20 protein-coding genes are annotated in these 14,925 nt (G+C 71.6%); 4 read left to right on the forward strand and 16 right to left on the reverse strand.

Annotated features, from left to right (window positions below; all coding sequences use genetic code 11):
- Window positions 1-36 precede the first annotated feature (36 nt).
- Window positions 37-675: an aerial mycelium formation protein gene (locus ACFWVE_RS20090; protein ID WP_384015746.1), complete on the reverse strand. Its 639-nt coding sequence runs from the start codon at window positions 673-675 to the stop codon at window positions 37-39.
- Between the two features lie 177 nt (window positions 676-852).
- On the opposite strand from ACFWVE_RS20090, the gene dtd reads away from it, so the two are divergent.
- Window positions 853-1,278: a D-aminoacyl-tRNA deacylase gene (gene dtd / locus ACFWVE_RS20095; protein WP_384015748.1), complete on the forward strand. Its 426-nt coding sequence runs from the start codon at window positions 853-855 to the stop codon at window positions 1,276-1,278.
- 35 nt (window positions 1,279-1,313) lie between these two features.
- Here the strand turns inward: dtd and ACFWVE_RS20100 are convergent, their stop codons facing one another.
- The 6 genes from ACFWVE_RS20100 to ACFWVE_RS20125 form a co-directional block, all read right to left on the reverse strand.
- Window positions 1,314-2,279 carry a YgfZ/GcvT domain-containing protein gene (locus tag ACFWVE_RS20100; protein ID WP_384015750.1) on the reverse strand — a complete coding sequence of 322 codons (966 nt, stop codon included), beginning with the start codon at window positions 2,277-2,279 and terminating at the stop codon, window positions 1,314-1,316.
- A 9-nt stretch (window positions 2,280-2,288) separates the two neighbouring features.
- The gene (locus ACFWVE_RS20105; protein WP_384015752.1) at window positions 2,289-2,726 is read right to left on the reverse strand and encodes a Fur family transcriptional regulator; all 438 of its coding nucleotides are present in this window, start codon (window positions 2,724-2,726) and stop codon (window positions 2,289-2,291) included.
- Between the two features lie 52 nt (window positions 2,727-2,778).
- Window positions 2,779-3,354, reverse strand: coding sequence for an FABP family protein (locus tag ACFWVE_RS20110; RefSeq protein ID WP_384015753.1), 576 nt, complete (start codon window positions 3,352-3,354; stop codon window positions 2,779-2,781).
- A 276-nt stretch (window positions 3,355-3,630) separates the two neighbouring features.
- Window positions 3,631-4,557, reverse strand: a complete 927-nt coding sequence (locus tag ACFWVE_RS20115; RefSeq protein WP_384015755.1) for a hypothetical protein — start codon at window positions 4,555-4,557, stop codon at window positions 3,631-3,633.
- On the reverse strand, window positions 4,554-5,426 hold the full coding sequence (locus tag ACFWVE_RS20120; protein ID WP_384015757.1) for a hypothetical protein: 873 nt from the start codon (window positions 5,424-5,426) through the stop codon (window positions 4,554-4,556). The genes ACFWVE_RS20115 and ACFWVE_RS20120 overlap by 4 nt, the downstream gene beginning before the upstream one ends.
- On the reverse strand, window positions 5,423-6,151 hold the full coding sequence (locus ACFWVE_RS20125; RefSeq protein ID WP_384015759.1) for a hypothetical protein: 729 nt from the start codon (window positions 6,149-6,151) through the stop codon (window positions 5,423-5,425). Before ACFWVE_RS20125 ends, ACFWVE_RS20120 begins: the two co-directional genes overlap by 4 nt.
- Window positions 6,152-6,376: 225 nt before the next feature.
- Between ACFWVE_RS20125 and ACFWVE_RS20130 the strand changes: the two genes are divergently transcribed.
- Entirely contained in the window at window positions 6,377-6,739 is a 363-nt protein-coding gene (locus ACFWVE_RS20130; RefSeq protein ID WP_384015761.1) for a DsrE family protein, read from the forward strand.
- Here the strand turns inward: ACFWVE_RS20130 and ACFWVE_RS20135 are convergent.
- The 9 genes from ACFWVE_RS20135 to ACFWVE_RS20175 all read right to left on the reverse strand — a co-directional run bounded on the left by ACFWVE_RS20135 (window position 6,733) and on the right by ACFWVE_RS20175 (window position 12,599).
- Complete coding sequence (locus tag ACFWVE_RS20135) at window positions 6,733-7,119, reverse strand: VOC family protein (protein WP_384015763.1); 387 nt, start codon at window positions 7,117-7,119, stop codon at window positions 6,733-6,735. The two genes, ACFWVE_RS20130 and ACFWVE_RS20135, sit on opposite strands and share 7 nt — an antisense overlap.
- Window positions 7,120-7,129: 10 nt before the next feature.
- Window positions 7,130-7,390, reverse strand: coding sequence for a DUF3099 domain-containing protein (locus tag ACFWVE_RS20140; RefSeq protein WP_042174835.1), 261 nt, complete (start codon window positions 7,388-7,390; stop codon window positions 7,130-7,132).
- Between the two features lie 109 nt (window positions 7,391-7,499).
- A complete protein-coding gene (locus ACFWVE_RS20145; RefSeq protein WP_042174833.1) occupies window positions 7,500-7,787 on the reverse strand; it encodes a DUF1416 domain-containing protein in 288 nt (95 codons plus the stop codon).
- A 55-nt stretch (window positions 7,788-7,842) separates the two neighbouring features.
- Window positions 7,843-8,688, reverse strand: a complete 846-nt coding sequence (locus ACFWVE_RS20150; RefSeq protein ID WP_384015766.1) for a sulfurtransferase — start codon at window positions 8,686-8,688, stop codon at window positions 7,843-7,845.
- 129 nt (window positions 8,689-8,817) lie between these two features.
- Window positions 8,818-8,925 (reverse strand): Ms5788A family Cys-rich leader peptide, encoded by a 108-nt coding sequence (locus ACFWVE_RS20155; protein WP_350849312.1) that lies wholly within the window; start codon window positions 8,923-8,925, stop codon window positions 8,818-8,820.
- 221 nt (window positions 8,926-9,146) lie between these two features.
- Complete coding sequence (locus ACFWVE_RS20160; protein WP_384015768.1) at window positions 9,147-9,887, reverse strand: DUF2993 domain-containing protein; 741 nt, start codon at window positions 9,885-9,887, stop codon at window positions 9,147-9,149.
- 162 nt (window positions 9,888-10,049) lie between these two features.
- Entirely contained in the window at window positions 10,050-11,366 is a 1,317-nt protein-coding gene (locus ACFWVE_RS20165; protein ID WP_384015770.1) for a hypothetical protein, read from the reverse strand.
- Window positions 11,367-11,369: 3 nt separating this feature from the next.
- Entirely contained in the window at window positions 11,370-11,624 is a 255-nt protein-coding gene (locus ACFWVE_RS20170; protein WP_384015772.1) for a MoaD/ThiS family protein, read from the reverse strand.
- Window positions 11,625-11,663: 39 nt separating this feature from the next.
- Entirely contained in the window at window positions 11,664-12,599 is a 936-nt protein-coding gene (locus ACFWVE_RS20175) for an alpha/beta hydrolase (RefSeq protein ID WP_384015774.1), read from the reverse strand.
- Between the two features lie 286 nt (window positions 12,600-12,885).
- On the opposite strand from ACFWVE_RS20175, the gene ACFWVE_RS20180 reads away from it, so the two are divergent.
- Complete coding sequence (locus tag ACFWVE_RS20180) at window positions 12,886-13,686, forward strand: winged-helix domain-containing protein (protein ID WP_384015776.1); 801 nt, start codon at window positions 12,886-12,888, stop codon at window positions 13,684-13,686.
- Between the two features lie 107 nt (window positions 13,687-13,793).
- Window positions 13,794-14,816 (forward strand): LacI family DNA-binding transcriptional regulator, encoded by a 1,023-nt coding sequence (locus ACFWVE_RS20185; RefSeq protein ID WP_384015778.1) that lies wholly within the window; start codon window positions 13,794-13,796, stop codon window positions 14,814-14,816.
- Window positions 14,817-14,925: the final 109 nt, after the last annotated feature.

Below are 14,925 nucleotides of genomic sequence, written 5' to 3' on the forward strand. Positions count from 1 at the left end.
CGGACTCGGGCCACCTGCCCGGCACCCCGCCCCGCCTCACACCAGCAGGTCGTCGACCTGGGCCTCCCCCTCGCGGTACCGGCGCGCGATCTCCGCGCCGCAGTCGTCGGCGGCGCGCTGCAGGCGCTGCCGGCTCCGGGACACCTGCTGCTCGCAGCGCACCAGCCGCCCCATCGCGACGGTCAGCTCCCCGTCCGTACGCGCGCCCAGGTCCGAGAGCTCGACCTCGGCGAGCATCTCCGCCGCCAGCCGCCGGTACCGCTCGCTCTGCGGCGTCCCCAGGGTCACATGGCGGGCGGACGAACGCCGGCGGGCCGGGGTGTCCCGCAGGATCTCCGCGAGCCGCTCCACCACGGACGTCTCCGCCGGTGCGGCGACCGAGGCCGCGGCCGCCGGTGTGCGCCGGGCCAGTTCCGCCCGCAGGATGTCGATCCGCCCCTGGAGCAGCCGCCGCACATAGCTGAGGTCGGCCTCGTCGCGCTGGGCGTCGCGGCGCAGGGTGCGCAGGTCGGGCAGACTGCGGACGGCCAGGGCGGGCTCGGGATCCGGGTGCTCCCCGGGCAGCGCCGGGCTGTCGGTGCGCTGTGCGGGCGGGCGGTGGAACTCGCGTTCCCCGACCCCCGCCCGGGCCGACGGGACGGGCCCGGACTGCTGCCCGGTTCCTGGTGTGCTCATGTGCCTCGACCGTCCCCTCGACCGGTGTGTGCCAGCATCGTGCCACCTCTGGCGGCCGCTGTGTGACCGAGTGCCCACGATCCGCCCCAGATGGGGGCCAAGGAGTAAAAATAGCCCGCCCGGGGCCCCGCGCGGACCACCCTCCGTCATCTGTTCGCCCACCGGCATGATGGACGTATGCGTGCAGTGGTGCAGAGGGTGGACGGCGCGAGCGTCGTCGTGGACGGCGAGACGGTGGGGGCGATCGAGGGCGAAGGGCTGTGCGTCCTGGTCGGCGTCACCCACGAGGACACCGAGGAGAAGGCGGCGCAGCTCGCCCGCAAGCTCTGGTCGGTGCGGATGCTCCAGGACGAGAAGTCGTGCAGCGACCTCGACGCCCCGCTCCTGGTGATCAGCCAGTTCACCCTTTACGGCGACGCCCGCAAGGGGCGCCGCCCCACCTGGAACGCCGCCGCTCCCGGAAACGTCGCCGAACCGCTGGTGGACGAGGTGGTCGCCCAGCTGCGTTCGCTGGGCGCGACGGTGGCGACGGGCCGCTTCGGTGCGCGGATGCGGGTGTCGCTGACCAACGACGGCCCGTTCACCGTCCTCCTCGAGATCTGACCCGCACCCGACGTGGATCGGGCACCTGGCGTGGGTCAGGGCTCGACCACGGTCTCCTGGGCCGCCGCCGTGTCCCCGGCCATCAGGTGGGCGTCGACCGGAACGTTCCGCTTGACCAGCGCGAGGGCGACCGGGCCCAGCTCGTGGTGGCGTACGGACGTGGTGACGAAGCCGATCCGGCGGCCGTCCGGGCCGTCGTCGGCCAGGCGGAGGTCCGTGCCGGCCGGCGGCAGGTGGACCTCGCTGCCGTCCAGGTGCAGGAAGACCATCCTGCGCGGCGGCTTCCCCAGGTTCTGGACCCGGGCGACCGTCTCCTGGCCCCGGTAGCAGCCCTTCTGCAGATGCACCGCGTCGCCGATCCAGCCCAGCTCGTGCGGGATGGTGCGATGGTCGGTCTCGAAGCCGAGCCGGGGGCGGTGCTGCTCGACCCGCAGCGCCTCGTGGGCGAGGATGCCGGCGGGCGGCCCGGCCATTTGGGCGTACGACTCCAGGTCGGCGCGGGGCAGGAACAGGTCACGGCCGTACGGCGTCTCGCGTACGGCGACGCCCTCGGGCACCTCCGCGATGGAACCGGCGGGCAGGTGGACCACCGCGAAGTCGGCGGTGCGGTCGGCGACCTCGACCCGGTAGAAGAACTTCATCGACTCCAGGTAGGCGATCAGTGCCTCCCGGGTGCCGGGTTCGACGTGGGCCCAGACCGTCTCGCCGTCGTCGACGAGGTAGAGCGCGTGCTCGATGTGGCCGTTCGCGGAGAGGATCAGCGCCTCGGTGGCCCGGTGCGGCGGGAGGTCGCTGACGTGCTGGGTGAGCAGCAGATGCAGCCAGCTCAGCCGTTCCGGCCCGGAGACGGTGACGACCCCGCGGTGGGACAGGTCGACGAAGCCGGTGCCTTCGGCGAGGGCACGCTGCTCGCGGAACAGGTCGCCGTAGTGGGCGGCGACGCCTTCGTCCACGCCCTCGGCGGGGACGGCGCCGGGCAGGGACAGCAGAGGGCTCTTCATACCCCTAGCCTACGACTCGGTAGTTGAACCCTTCAGGGAACAGTCCTTGCAGCGGCCGAAGAGCGCGAAGTGCTTCATGTCGGTGTCGAAACCGAAGGTGTCGCGCAGCTTCGCCGTGAAGTCGGCGGCCACCTCCACGTCCGCCTCGATGACCTCGGTGCAGTCCCGGCAGACGAGGTGGAGGTGGTGGTGCCGGTCGGCGAGGTGGTAGGTCGGGGCGCCGTGCCCGAGGTGGGCGTGGCTGACCAGACCCAGCTCCTCCAGGAGCTCCAGGGTGCGGTAGACGGTCGAGATGTTGACCCCCGACGCCGTTCTCCGCACTTCCACGAGAATGTCGTCGGGGGTCGCGTGCTCCAGCGTGTCGACGGCTTCGAGCACGAGTTGGCGCTGCGGCGTCAGCCGGTAGCCGCGCTGCCTGAGATCGCTCTTCCAGTCGGTGCTCACCACACCACGAGTCTAGGACCTGAATCCCGGAATCCGGGTTCCGGAGCCTGGAGGCTCATTTGAAGAAGGCGATCCCGTCGTCCGGCATGTCGTCGGGCAGGGCCTTGGCCCAGCGCTCGACGTCCTCGGGGGTGACGACCTTCTTCAGCTGCGCCGACATGTAGGGGCGCAGCTCGACCTCGGGGGTCTGCTTCTCGCCGACCCACATCAGGTCGCCCTTGACGTAGCCGTACAGCCGCTTGCCGCCGCTGTAGGGCCGGGAGGCGGCGGTGCGCGCCACGGCGTCCGTCACCAGGTCGATCTGCGGCTTCTGGTGGGCCAGCTCGCCGTACCAGATCTCGATGACGCCGTCGTCGCGGGTCATCGTGACCTCGACCTTGCGGTGGGCGTCGATCCGCCAGAAGCCGTGCTCGGACTCGAGCGGCCGGGCCTTGCCGCCCTCCTCGTCGAGCACCCAGGTGCGGGAGCTGTACTCCAGGAAGTCCCGGCCGTCATGGGTGAAGGAGACCTCCTGCCCGAAGTTGCACTTCTCGGCGCCGGGGAAGTCGTGCACGCCTGCGCCCGCCCAGTCGCCGAGGAGAAAGGCGAGCGGTACGAGGTCCTTGTGGAGGTCGGACGGGATCTCGATCATCAGTGACAGTTCCTGGAGTGGGCGGTCAGCGCTGGCCCTGGTACAGCTTCTTCACGGCGAGCCCGGTGAAGGCGAGAACGCCGACGGCGACCAGGACCAGCAGGGCTTCGTAGAAGAGAACCACGGGATGCTCCTTGAGCGGGGTGCGGTGCATGACGTGTGCACAGGGCGGACCCCAGCTTACGCGGCCGGGCCCCGGCCCCGTCGTGCACCCACCCGGCGGCGGGGGCGGCGAGGGGACCGGCGGCCGGGCGCACGGGCCGGGCGGGCCGGAACTCAGCCCAGCAGCCGGCCCTGCAGGACGACCGTCTGGTGGAACGGGACGGCCTCGGCCCCGCCCTTGCGGGACTGGACGACCAGCGCGAGCGTGTCACCGGCCATGAGGTAGGCCTGACGGACCTGCTCGTCGCCGTACGCCCCGGTCTCGGCGTACACGGCCCGGCGGACGTCGTCACCCAGGGCCTCGGCCGGGAACCCGTCGTCGAACTCGCTCGTCTCGGCGCCCCGCAGCCGGTACTCGGGGCTGGAGATCGGGACGAAACCGTCCCCGACCAGCGCGTCCACGACCGCCCCGGTGTTGAACCGCAGCAGATAGATCCGCGTGCGGGTGCCGTCCGGCATGGTCCAGCCACGGGCGGCGATGTGCCTCACCGTGTGCGCGTCCAGTCTGTCCCGGAACTCCTCCCGTTCCTCCTTCTCCGCGTACTCCTTCAGGAAGACGTCCGTGCTCAGCCAGCCGTCCTCGCCGCGCAGCGCCGGGTCCTGCTTCGCCCCCGCGGGCGCGGGGAGGAGCAGGGAGCGGAGGTCGGCGTGATGCGCCCTGGCCCTGTTCGACTCCGCGAACGGCCCGGGGCTGCCGGAGGGCAGCGGGGGCCTGGTGAGCGTGGGGTAGTCCCAGCGCCCGTCCGACGCGGTGGCCAGTCCCGGTACGTCGGTCCGCTCCATCCGCGTGATGCCGTACGCGGTGGACGCCCCGGCCACGGCGAACACGGCGACGACAGCCGTCCACCGCAGCACGGCCCGCAGGACACGGCGGTCCTTGGGGGCGGAGGGCGGGGTCGTGCCGGTTCCGGTTCCGGTTCCGATGGTCGGCGGGAGAGCCGGGAGAGGAGGAAGGGGTACGGGGGCGGCGGCCTGTGGGCCGGCCGCCCGGTCCGGCAGCAGGTCCTGGCCCGGTGTCCGGTCCGTCGTCCGGTCGCTCATACCGCTGCCCCCGGCTCCGCGATCCGGTCGAGTTGTGCGCGCAGCAGCATGGCCGCCTCCTTGGTCTCGAGCGGCGCTCCACCGTCTGCTTTCGCGGTGACCAGGACGTCGCCCACGTAGGCGGTGCAGTACATGGATTCCAGCTTTGCCTCGTCGTCCTTCGGCGGCAGGAAACACTGGGCGTTCTCGTGGCCCTCGATCTTCGGTCCCTTGCGCAGGATGTCCAGGGCCTCGACGATCGAGGTCTGCGCGCGGGCGATGTCCCGGACGGCCGACCGGTCCGCCAGCTGCACGAGCTCGATGCTCACCGTGAGGCTGTCGTCCGGCGAGGCCCAGCTGGAGTCCTCGGCCTTCTGGAAGCTGCGCATCGCCAGGCCCTTGGTGTTCTGGCGGTCGATCTCCTTCTCCAGGTCCCGGCGGGCGGAACTCGGCAGGCTGTTCAGCCGCTCCTTGCGCAGGGCGGCCGCCCGCTCGCCGTCGAGCGCGATGTCCTCGCCGAATTCCCCCTGGTCCGGGCCACGGTCCCAGTCGTCGGTCCCGTACGGCACGAGCATGCCGGCGAGACCCGGGGCGGGGGCCTTCCTCTCGGTGCCGGCCCTCTCGGCCTTCTCCTCGGCCCACGCGGGGGCACCGGGGTCACGGTCGGCGTCGCGGACCGTGACAACCGTGTAGCCGGTGCCGCCGAGCACGGCTGCGGCCAGCAGCACGGCCCCCGCGACAGCGGCGATACGGCCCCGGCGCACGGCCTTGTCCGCCGTCTCCTCCGGCTTCGTCTGCGCCTCCGGCTCCGGCTCCGGCTCCGGCTGTGACTCCGGCTCCGGCTCCGGCTGTGACTTCGGCTCCGGGAGTTCGGGCAGGTTCTCGCTCACAGCCGCTCCATCTGCCGTTCGGCCAGGTCCAGAATCGTCGCCTCGGGAATCCGCTCGGCGCCCGTGACCCACACCTCCATGGAGATGTCACCGCGCCAGCCGTGTGCCTGGGCCGTGTACACCGGCAGGTAGCCGGGCTCCTCGTCGACCTCTGCGTGGACGAACGCCGTGCCCGTGGTGGTGCCGGGCACTTCCCGTTCGTCGCCACCGTCGATGCGGGCCCAGCGCTGGTTGTTGGCGGCATGGCCCTCGGCCACCGCCTCCCCTTCCTGCCTGAACTGGATCAGCCGGATCTCCACGTGGGTGTCGTCCTGCTGCCAGGAGATCGTGGCCGCCCGGCGGAACCCGTCGAGGATGAAGTTGTGCAACGCTTCGTCCGGCTCGTCGAAGTAGCCCGCGTAGTCGGCGAGGTTCATCCAGCCGTCGTCGGACAGCAGGTCCTCCTCCCGTGCCCCGCGCGGCTTCTTCAGCAGCAGCTTGCGCAGGTCTCCGTCGGTCTTCAGCCGCCGGTCCCGGGCGGCCGGCAGCGGGGCGGGGCCCTTGCCCTTCGCCTGCTCGATCACGGGCTGGGAGAGCGGCGGCAGCGCGGTGGGCTCGCGGTCGGCCTGGACGAGATAGCCGGTGCAGGTGCCGGCGACGAGGCCCAGGACGGCGGCCGTCGCGATCATCAGCGTCGTACGTCCACGGCGGCGCGGTCGGTGGCGGTCGGCGGCCGGATCGGACACGGCCCCCACCTCACCCACCTCAGCCACCTCACCTACCTCAGCCGGTTCCCCGGGCTCAACCGGCGCAACCGGCTCAACTGCCCCAGCAGTCACAGCGGTTCCTGATCTTTCGGGATCTTCCATGACGTCCCCCCTCAGAACGTGAAGCGCGTGTTCCGTATCGCGCGCCACAGGAGACTCGCCGGTCACACAGGCAGTTGTAAGGGAGTTGATTACGATTCGGGCATGGCGAAGAAGCTCGTGATCAAGGTGACCGCGGGGGCCGATGCTCCCGAGCGCTGCTCGCAGGCGTTCACGGTGGCGGCGGTGGCGGTGGCCAGCGGGGTGGACGTCTCGCTGTGGCTCACCGGTGAGTCGGCGTGGTTCGCGCTGCCGGGCAGGGCCGCGGAGTTCGAGCTGCCGCACGCGGCGCCGCTGCCCGACCTGCTGGACTCGATCGTCGCGGGGGGCCGTCTCACCCTGTGCACCCAGTGCGCGGCGCGCCGGGACATCACGGAGAAGGACGTCATCGCGGGCGTGCGCATCGCGGGCGCCCAGGTGTTCGTCCAGGAGGCACTGGCGGACGACACGCAGGCGCTCGTCTACTGACCGGCCCGCGTCCACAGGCAGAGGGGGTGTCCCGAGGGGTCGAGCAGGACGCGTACGTCGTCCCGGGGCTGCCGCTCGGCGAGCCGGGCGCCCTCGGCCACGGCCCGCGCGGTCCGTGCCGTCAGGTCGTCGACCTCGATGTCGAGCTGCGGCGTCATCTGCCGGTCGCCCGGGTTCCCGGTCGGCCGGACGGGCGGCACGTACGCGGGTTCCGTCCCGAAGGCCGGTGCCGTCCCCTCCGTGCCGGGCGGCGGGCCGATGGGGGCCCGGTGCGGTTCCTCGGCGCGCACCTCGTAGCCCAGCAGCCGCAGGGAGAAGCCGGCGAGTTCGTGGGCGTCGTGCGCGTCGAGCACGACGGTGGACAGCTTCGTCGGGGCCATGACCGCTGTGCTAGCGCGGTCGTTTCTTCCCGTCCAGCTCGTCCCACCACGCGTCGGACTCGGGGTCGCCCGAGGGGTCGTCCCACCAGCGGTCCTCGGGGCCGCGCCGGTTGGCGACCACGGCGGCGAAGGGCGGGATGACCATGGCCACCACGCACATGCCCACGGCCACCGGCACCGACCAGAGCCGCACGACACCGCAGGCCAGGAGGAACAGCGCGATGCACGTGCCCATCATGACGAAGTAGACATGCCGCCTGCGCGCGTACATGCCTCCAGCGTAGAACCGGACCCGCGGGCGTGCAGGTACGCAGGCGTGCCGAAGGGCCGCATCCCCGGTGTCGGTGCCCGACCCCGGAACGCGGCCCTTCGACGAGCCCTCACACCGCGATGGCGACCTCGGCCAGCCCGCCCTGCTGGGCGACGACCGTGCGGTCCGCGGTACCGCCGGGCACCAGGGCACGGACGGTCCAGGTGCCCTCCGCCGCGTAGAAGCGGAACTGCCCGGTGGCGGAGGTCGGGACCTCCGCGGTGAACTCGCCGGTCGAGTCCAGCAGACGGACGTAGCCCGTCACCGGCTCGCCGTCACGGGTCACGTGACCCTGGATGGTGGTCTCGCCGGGCTTGATCGTCGAGGCGTCCGGGCCACCGGCCTTCGCACCGCACATGGCGTACTCCTGAACTGGTCTAGTGGTCTGGTCGGGGTCGTGGTCCGGGCGAGGCCTACTTGCCGGAGCCGAGCTCGATCGGCACGCCGACGAGGGAGCCGTACTCGGTCCAGGAGCCGTCGTAGTTCTTGACGTTCTCCACGCCCAGCAGCTCGTGCAGCACGAACCAGGTCAGCGCGGAGCGCTCACCGATGCGGCACAGGGCGATGGTGTCCTTGGAGAGGTCGACCTGCTCGTCCTCGTAGAGGGCCTTGAGCTCCTCGTCGGACTTGAAGGTGCCGTCGTCGTTGGCGTTCTTCGACCACGGGATGTTGCGGGAGCTCGGCACGTGGCCGGGGCGCTGCGACTGCTCCTGCGGCAGGTGGGCGGGCGCGAGCAGCTTGCCGCTGAACTCGTCGGGCGAGCGCACGTCGACGATGTTCTGCGCGCCGATGGCGGCGACGACGTCGTCACGGTAGGCGCGGATGGACTGGTCCTGGGGCTTGGCCTTGTAGTCCGTCTTCGCGCGCTCGGGGACCTCGTCGCCGGGGACCAGCTCGCGGGCGTCCAGCTCCCACTTCTTGCGGCCGCCGTCGAGGAGCCTGACGTTCTCGTGACCGTACAGCTTGAAGTACCAGTACGCGTACGAGGCGAACCAGTTGTTGTTGCCGCCGTAGAGGACCACCGTGTGGTCGTTGGAGATGCCCTTCTCCGACAGGAGCTTCTCGAAGCCCGCCTGGTCGACGAAGTCACGGCGGACCGGGTCCTGGAGGTCCTTGGTCCAGTCGATCCGGATGGCGTTCTTGATGTGGTTCTTCTCGTACGCGGTGGTGTCCTCGTCCACCTCGACGATGGCGATCGTCGGGTCGTCCAGGTGCTCCTGGACCCAGTCTGCGTCGACCAGTACGTCGTTACGGCTCATGCTCTGTCTCCTCCGGGGCAGTTACGGCAGGGCGTGCGAGTGCGAGGGTGCGCGGCCACTCCGACGGGAACGGGCGCACGGATGCCCCTCGGCGGGGCGAGGCGGTGATGCGGACGGCGGGGCGTCCGCTCAGAAAGGCCGACAGAGCATGGCGGCGACGCGGCAGAGGTCCACTGCCCGCCGCTTCGTGAGATCCGCTTGTCCCCGCGCTCGGAGGACGCTCGTCTGACACTGCATACCGTCGATCGTAAGGAGGGCAGGGCGGGCATGTCACCGCCGTGTCGCATGCTGAGACAAGATTATCCGCGATATGGGATCACGGAGGCGTCGAGTCCGCTCCCGCCCACCCCGGACTCGACCGCGCCCACCGTCGCGGCTGCTCTACGGACTTCCCCGTCTCACCTGTCGGACATCCCAGGTCCACCGGGCCCTTCGGACCCACCGGCCCGACCGCCTGCCTACCCGGCGAGCCGGACGTCGGAACCCTGCACGATGATGTCGACGCCGGACTTCCCCGTCTCGACCTTGTCGAGCTTGATCCCGCCGGGCAGGCCGTCGATCTTCTGCTCGAAGTCGGTGATCTCCCGCACCCGCGCCTCGGCCATCTCGACGCCGCCGAACGACGGCAGCGTGTCCGCCTGGACCCGCACGGTGTCGCCGTCCACGACCGTCACGGAACTGAGGACGGTGATCGGTTCGGGCAGCTTGGTGCCGAGCACGGTGGCCTCCACCGCGACCCTGACCTTCCCGTTGCCGCCGTCGGAGAGGCCGACGACGGCGGCGGTGACGCCGGGGCCCACGTCCGTGGACTCGGACTTGGCGGTCTTGAGCAGCTCGTCGTAGGTCACGCTCGCGGTGCCGGTCGCGTCGGCGGCGGTGGCGGAGCCGAAGTCGCCGGAGAACTCGACGCCCTTCATGTCGGCGTACAGCTCGTCGATCCGGATGCTCTGCCGGCCGTCGCCGGTGCCGGCCTCGTACTCCTCGATCCCGATCTGCACCTCGTCGAGGGAACCGCCGGCGATCTGGGTGAGGAAGGGGAAACCGTTGATGGACACGTCGGGGGTGGTGCTGAGGTTCTCGGACGACTTGAGCCGGTCGGCCACCTCGCCCTCCGCGAAGTTGACCGCGAGGCGGTCCACGATCACGAAGATGCCGCCCAGGACCACGACGATGATCAGCAGTATTCGCAGTGCGCGCATGCGGTTGATTCCCCACCTAGGGTGCGTTTCGACGGCAGTCCCCCGACAACCGGACCGACGACCGGGCAGTCGTCCTGCGCGAGACTAACCCTCCCGGCCGGGAGAACCCCGGGATTGTCGATCACCTGTGACAGGCGCCCGCCACAGGTACCGCTCGGAACGTCAGCCGGCCACGCGGCCCAGTGCGTACACCGCCGGTGCCGCCGCGGCCAGGGGCAGGGCCACTCCGGCCGTGAAGTGTACGAACCGGGACGGGTAGTCGTAGCTCGCGGCGCGGTGGCCGATCAGGGCGCAGACAGCCGCGCCCGCGCCGATCAGCGCGCCCGGGGCACCGGACCCCGTCATCCCGCCGGCCAGCGCACCCGCACCGGCCGCCACGAGCAGCGCCGCCACCACGGACACCGGCGTCGGCAGGGGCAGCGCCCGCGCCACGACCGCCGCCGCCACAGCGATCCCGCCGACGATCACCGCGTCGGCGTCGGCCGCCAGGTGACCGCTCGCCGTGATCGCCAGCGCGGCCGCGACGACCGTCGCCGTCAGGCCGTACATCCGCTCGTCGGGATCGGCGTGCGACCGGAGCTGGAGCACCAGCGACAGCAGCACCCACACGCCGAGCGTGCCGAGAACGGCCGTCGGCGACCGGTCGGACGCGAGCAGCGCCACGTCCGCGACCAGCGCACCGAGGAAGCCCAGCGCGATGCCCTGGCGCGCGGGCCACATGCCGTTCAGCCGGAACCAGCCGGCCGCGGTGAGTCCTTGGAGGGCCACCAGCGGTACGAGCAGGGCGTACGTGCCCAGCGCCGCCCCGCCGGCGAGCAGCAGCCCCAGCAGCGCGGTGAGCGCCGCCGGCTGAATGCCGGGCTCGATGATCGGCGAACGCCCCTCCGCACGGGCGCGCTGCGCGTCCGTGACCCGGGTGTTCCCGGCGAGAGTGACGGGCCCGTACCCGGAACCGCCCGGGGCGTCGGGAGCGGGAGCAGGGGCGGGAGCGGCGGGGGCCGAGGGTGCGGCAGGCGGGACGGAGGCGTCGAGCGGCGCCCCGTAGGCGGAGGCCACCCCGTACCCCGCGTACACCGCGGGCCCGCTCAGCGCGCCGCCCTCACCCCGACCCGCGTACCCGGCATGCCCCGGAGGGGTCTGCGGGGCACGCGGGGCGGCGGAGGACTGCGGAGCCTGTCCGGTCTGCGGGGGCAGGTACGACGTCTCCTCCGCGGCCGTCGGCGGGACCGGCGGCTGCATCCGCGTCTCCCACGTCTGCCCCTGCCACTGCTGCGTGTACTGCTGGGCGGCGTGCGGATCGTCGTACGCCTGCTGCCCACCGGGCCACGCCTGCGCCTGCGTCCGCCCCTGCACCTGCTCTTCAGGCCGCTGGTGCCGGGGCAGGCCGTAGGGGTCGTAGGGGTCGTGGCCCTCGGGGCCGTCGTGACCCTCGCGGCGCCCGTCGTATCCGTCGTAGCCCTGATACGGCTGGTTGGTCATCGCTCACCCTCCTGCGAACGGCGGGAGCACCTCGACCGTGCCGCCGTCGGCCAGCCGTACCGTCTCATGTTCGCGGGTGCCCACGGGATCACTGTCGACGAGGAACGAGCATCGCCGCAGGACACGTGTGAGTTCGCCGGGGTGTCGCTCACGCGCCGCGGTGAGCGCGTCGGCGAGCGTGACCGCCTCGTACGACTCCTCGGCCACCCCGGCCGCGGCCTTGGCGGCGGCCCAGTACCGCACCGTGACCTTTGCCATCAACAGGTTCCTCATCGTTTGACAGTGAACACGGTCAGGCTAGCCCGCCCGGGTCACCGCCCAGTCACCTATCCGGTGCAGCAGCCCGTCGGGGGCCGCGTTCTCCGCGTGGCCCATGCCCGGCTCCACCCACAGCTCCCCGTGCTCGCCGGCCGCGGCCGCCAGCATGCGCGGGTGGTCGAGCGGGAAATAGCCGTCGCGGTCGCCGTGCACGACCAGCAGCGGCGTCGGCGCGATCCTCGGCACCGCCTCGACCGGGGACAGCGGTACGGGGTCCCAGTCCCGGTGATGGATCCGGGTCCGCAGCCCATAGCGCCCCACGAGCCGGCCCGAGGGCCGGGTCACCAGCCAGTGCAGCCGCCGCATCGGAGCCGTCCCGCGGTAGAACCACCGGGCCGGACCACTCACCGACACCACGGCATCCGGGCCGCCGGCACCGGCGGAGGACCCTCGGCCCCCCGCCCTCTCCCTCTCCCTCTCCCCGCCCAGCTCCCCGACCAGCGCCGCGTGCCGCAGCACCACCGAGCCGCCCATCGAGAACCCGACCGTCACCACTCGGGCGTGCCCCAGCTCCCGGGCCCACGACACCGCCGCCGCCAGGTCCAGCACCTCACGGTCCCCGACCGTGGACCGCCCGCCCGAGGCGCCGTGCCCGCGGAAGGAGAAGGTGACGACGGCCCCGTGCCGTGCGAACACGCGCGCAACCCGCCGTACATGCGGCCGGTCCACGTCCCCCGTGAACCCGTGCGCGATCACGAACACGAGGTCACGGGAGGGTGGCCGTGAGTCGTCCTTCCCGATCACCCTTTCGGGCGCCGCCGCGTTGTATACGGAATCGATCCGCACGCCGTCCGCCGTGTGCAAGAACGTCCGAAAGGACGTACCCCCACCTGTGACTTCGCGCGTCACACCACGTGTCTCGACATGCGGCCCCTCGAGGGAACGCGCCACATGACCTGCCGAACCGGTGCTCATATCGGCTATTCTCCTGGGAAGAGGACTCGGGCAGCGAAGCCCCCGGGTCCTTTTGTGCTTTCGGAAGCGTTGTATACGACGCGGGAAACCGCCGGTGTACGGGCCGTCGAAACGCACGAAGCAGTGCCGTAAACGTCCTCGCAGGGACCGAGGAGGAACCAGACGTTATGGGCGAGCGAACCGTGCACGTACGAATGACGACCCGGTCGTGGGCAGCACCACGGCCCGAGCACCGAGGCCAGGACCGTGTCCTCGACGGACTCGACGGATACGAAGGAGGGGTGCGATGAGTTCACTGCTCCTGCTGACCAACGCCCTCCAGCCGTCGGCGGAGGTGCTCCCCGCCCTCGGCCTGCTGCTCCACAACGTGCGCGTGGCCCCCGCCGAGGGCCCCGCCCTGGTCGACACCCCCGGCGCCGACGTCATCCTCGTCGACGGCCGGCGCGACCTCCCGCAGGTCCGCAACCTGTGCCAGCTGCTGCGCTCCACCGGCCCCGGCTGCCCCCTCGTCCTCGTGGTGACCGAGGGCGGCCTCGCCGCCGTCACCGCGGACTGGGGCATCGACGACGTCCTCCTCGACACCGCCGGACCGGCGGAGGTGGAGGCCCGGCTGCGGCTCGCCATGGGCCGGCAGCAGATCGTCAGCGACGACTCCCCCATGGAGATCCGCAACGGCGACCTGTCCGTCGACGAGGCGACCTACAGCGCCAAGCTCAAGGGCCGCATCCTCGATCTCACGTTCAAGGAGTTCGAGCTCCTGAAGTACCTCGCCCAGCACCCCGGCCGGGTCTTCACCCGCGCCCAGCTGCTGCAGGAGGTCTGGGGCTACGACTACTTCGGCGGCACCCGGACGGTCGACGTCCACGTACGGCGGCTGCGCGCCAAGCTCGGCCCCGAGCACGAGTCGCTGATCGGCACCGTGCGGAACGTGGGTTATCGATTCGTTACGCCGGAGAAGGCCGAGCGGGCCACCGAGGAGCCGAAGGCCAGGACCGACCGGCAGCAGACCGGGTCCGACCACCCAAAGACGGCGGATGCGGACGAGACGGCCGCCCTGGACGCCACCGAGGCCCCGACCCAGGCGTGAACGGCACCCGCACGAGCGCCGCGCCCGCACACGCGAGCCGTTTCCGTGCTGTTCACAAGGTCGTTCACGCTCTGCCCCGACCGGTTATATCCGCGTAGACTCCGCGCGTGGCCAAGGTGACTAGGGATGACGTGGCTCGGCTGGCGGGTACCTCCACCGCCGTCGTCAGCTATGTCATCAACAACGGACCGAGGCCGGTCGCCCCGGCCACGCGCGAACGCGTACTCGCCGCGATCAAGGAACTGGGGTACCGCCCGGACCGGGTCGCCCAGGCGATGGCCTCGCGGCGTACGGATCTCATAGGCCTGATCGTGCCGGACGCCCGCCAGCCCTTCTTCGGGGAGATGGCGCACGCGGTCGAACAGGCGGCGTCCGAGCGCGGAAAAATGGTGCTCGTCGGGAACTCCGACTACATCGGCGAGCGCGAGGTCCACTACCTGCGGGCGTTCCTCGGCATGCGCGTCTCCGGGCTGATCCTGGTCAGCCACGCGCTGAACGACCTGGCCGCCGCGGAGATAGACGCCTGGGACGCCCGGGTCGTCCTGCTGCACGAGCGCCCCGAGGCCATCGACGACGTCGCCGTCGTCACCGACGACCTCGGCGGCGCCCAGCTCGCCGTCCGCCACCTGCTGGAACACGGCAACGCGTACGTGGCCTGTGTCGGCGGCACCGCCGAGACCCCCTCCGTCGGCGACCCGGTCTCCGACCACGTCGAGGGCTGGCGGCGGGCCATGGAGGACGCCGGCGTCCCGACCGAGGGCCGCCTCTTCGAGGCCCCGTACAACCGCTACGACGCCTATCGCGTCGGGCTCGACATCCTCTCCGGGCCCGACCGCCCGCCCGCGGTCTTCTGCTCCACCGACGACCAGGCGGTCGGCGTGCTGCGCGCGGCCCGCGAACTGCGCATCGACGTGCCCGGCGAGCTGGCGGTCGTCGGGTTCGACGACATCAAGGAGGCGGGGCTCACCGACCCGCCGATGACGACGGTCGCCTCCGACCGCTCGGCGATGGCGCGCGCGGCGGTCGACCTCGTCCTCGACGACGGGCTGCGGGTGGCCGGCTCGCAGCGTGAACGGCTGAAGGTCTTCCCGTCCGAACTGGTGATCCGCCGCTCCTGCGGCTGCGGGTGACGCCGGACTCCGTACCGCGTGGTCCGTACTGCGTGGTCCGTGGTCCGTGGAGGGGCGGCCTCGCCGCCTTTATATCGGGCATACGAGGTTCTGTCGGGCTTCTCAGCGG

Origin of the sequence: Streptomyces sp. NPDC058632 (assembly GCF_042717095.1) — a bacterium.
GTDB lineage: Bacteria > Actinomycetota > Actinomycetes > Streptomycetales > Streptomycetaceae > Streptomyces.

Excerpts from the sequence above, each read along its gene's own strand:
- ACFWVE_RS20170 (WP_384015772.1), bottom strand. The coding sequence starts at position 11,624 with ATGGCAAAGGTCACGGTGCGGTACTGGGCCGCCGCCAAGGCCGCGGCC.
- ACFWVE_RS20180 (WP_384015776.1), top strand. The coding sequence starts at position 12,886 with ATGAGTTCACTGCTCCTGCTGACCAACGCCCTCCAGCCGTCGGCGGAG.
- ACFWVE_RS20135 (WP_384015763.1), bottom strand. The coding sequence starts at position 7,119 with ATGGCCCCGACGAAGCTGTCCACCGTCGTGCTCGACGCGCACGACGCC.
- ACFWVE_RS20100 (WP_384015750.1), bottom strand. The coding sequence starts at position 2,279 with ATGAAGAGCCCTCTGCTGTCCCTGCCCGGCGCCGTCCCCGCCGAGGGC.
- ACFWVE_RS20140 (WP_042174835.1), bottom strand. The coding sequence starts at position 7,390 with ATGTACGCGCGCAGGCGGCATGTCTACTTCGTCATGATGGGCACGTGC.
- ACFWVE_RS20150 (WP_384015766.1), bottom strand. The coding sequence starts at position 8,688 with ATGAGCCGTAACGACGTACTGGTCGACGCAGACTGGGTCCAGGAGCAC.
- ACFWVE_RS20145 (WP_042174833.1), bottom strand. The coding sequence starts at position 7,787 with ATGTGCGGTGCGAAGGCCGGTGGCCCGGACGCCTCGACGATCAAGCCC.
- ACFWVE_RS20165 (WP_384015770.1), bottom strand. The coding sequence starts at position 11,366 with ATGACCAACCAGCCGTATCAGGGCTACGACGGATACGACGGGCGCCGC.
- ACFWVE_RS20130 (WP_384015761.1), top strand. The coding sequence starts at position 6,377 with ATGGCGAAGAAGCTCGTGATCAAGGTGACCGCGGGGGCCGATGCTCCC.
- ACFWVE_RS20175 (WP_384015774.1), bottom strand. The coding sequence starts at position 12,599 with ATGAGCACCGGTTCGGCAGGTCATGTGGCGCGTTCCCTCGAGGGGCCG.
- dtd (WP_384015748.1), top strand. The coding sequence starts at position 853 with ATGCGTGCAGTGGTGCAGAGGGTGGACGGCGCGAGCGTCGTCGTGGAC.
- ACFWVE_RS20155 (WP_350849312.1), bottom strand. The coding sequence starts at position 8,925 with ATGCAGTGTCAGACGAGCGTCCTCCGAGCGCGGGGACAAGCGGATCTC.
- ACFWVE_RS20110 (WP_384015753.1), bottom strand. The coding sequence starts at position 3,354 with ATGATCGAGATCCCGTCCGACCTCCACAAGGACCTCGTACCGCTCGCC.
- ACFWVE_RS20090 (WP_384015746.1), bottom strand. The coding sequence starts at position 675 with ATGAGCACACCAGGAACCGGGCAGCAGTCCGGGCCCGTCCCGTCGGCC.
- ACFWVE_RS20115 (WP_384015755.1), bottom strand. The coding sequence starts at position 4,557 with ATGAGCGACCGGACGACGGACCGGACACCGGGCCAGGACCTGCTGCCG.
- ACFWVE_RS20160 (WP_384015768.1), bottom strand. The coding sequence starts at position 9,887 with ATGCGCGCACTGCGAATACTGCTGATCATCGTCGTGGTCCTGGGCGGC.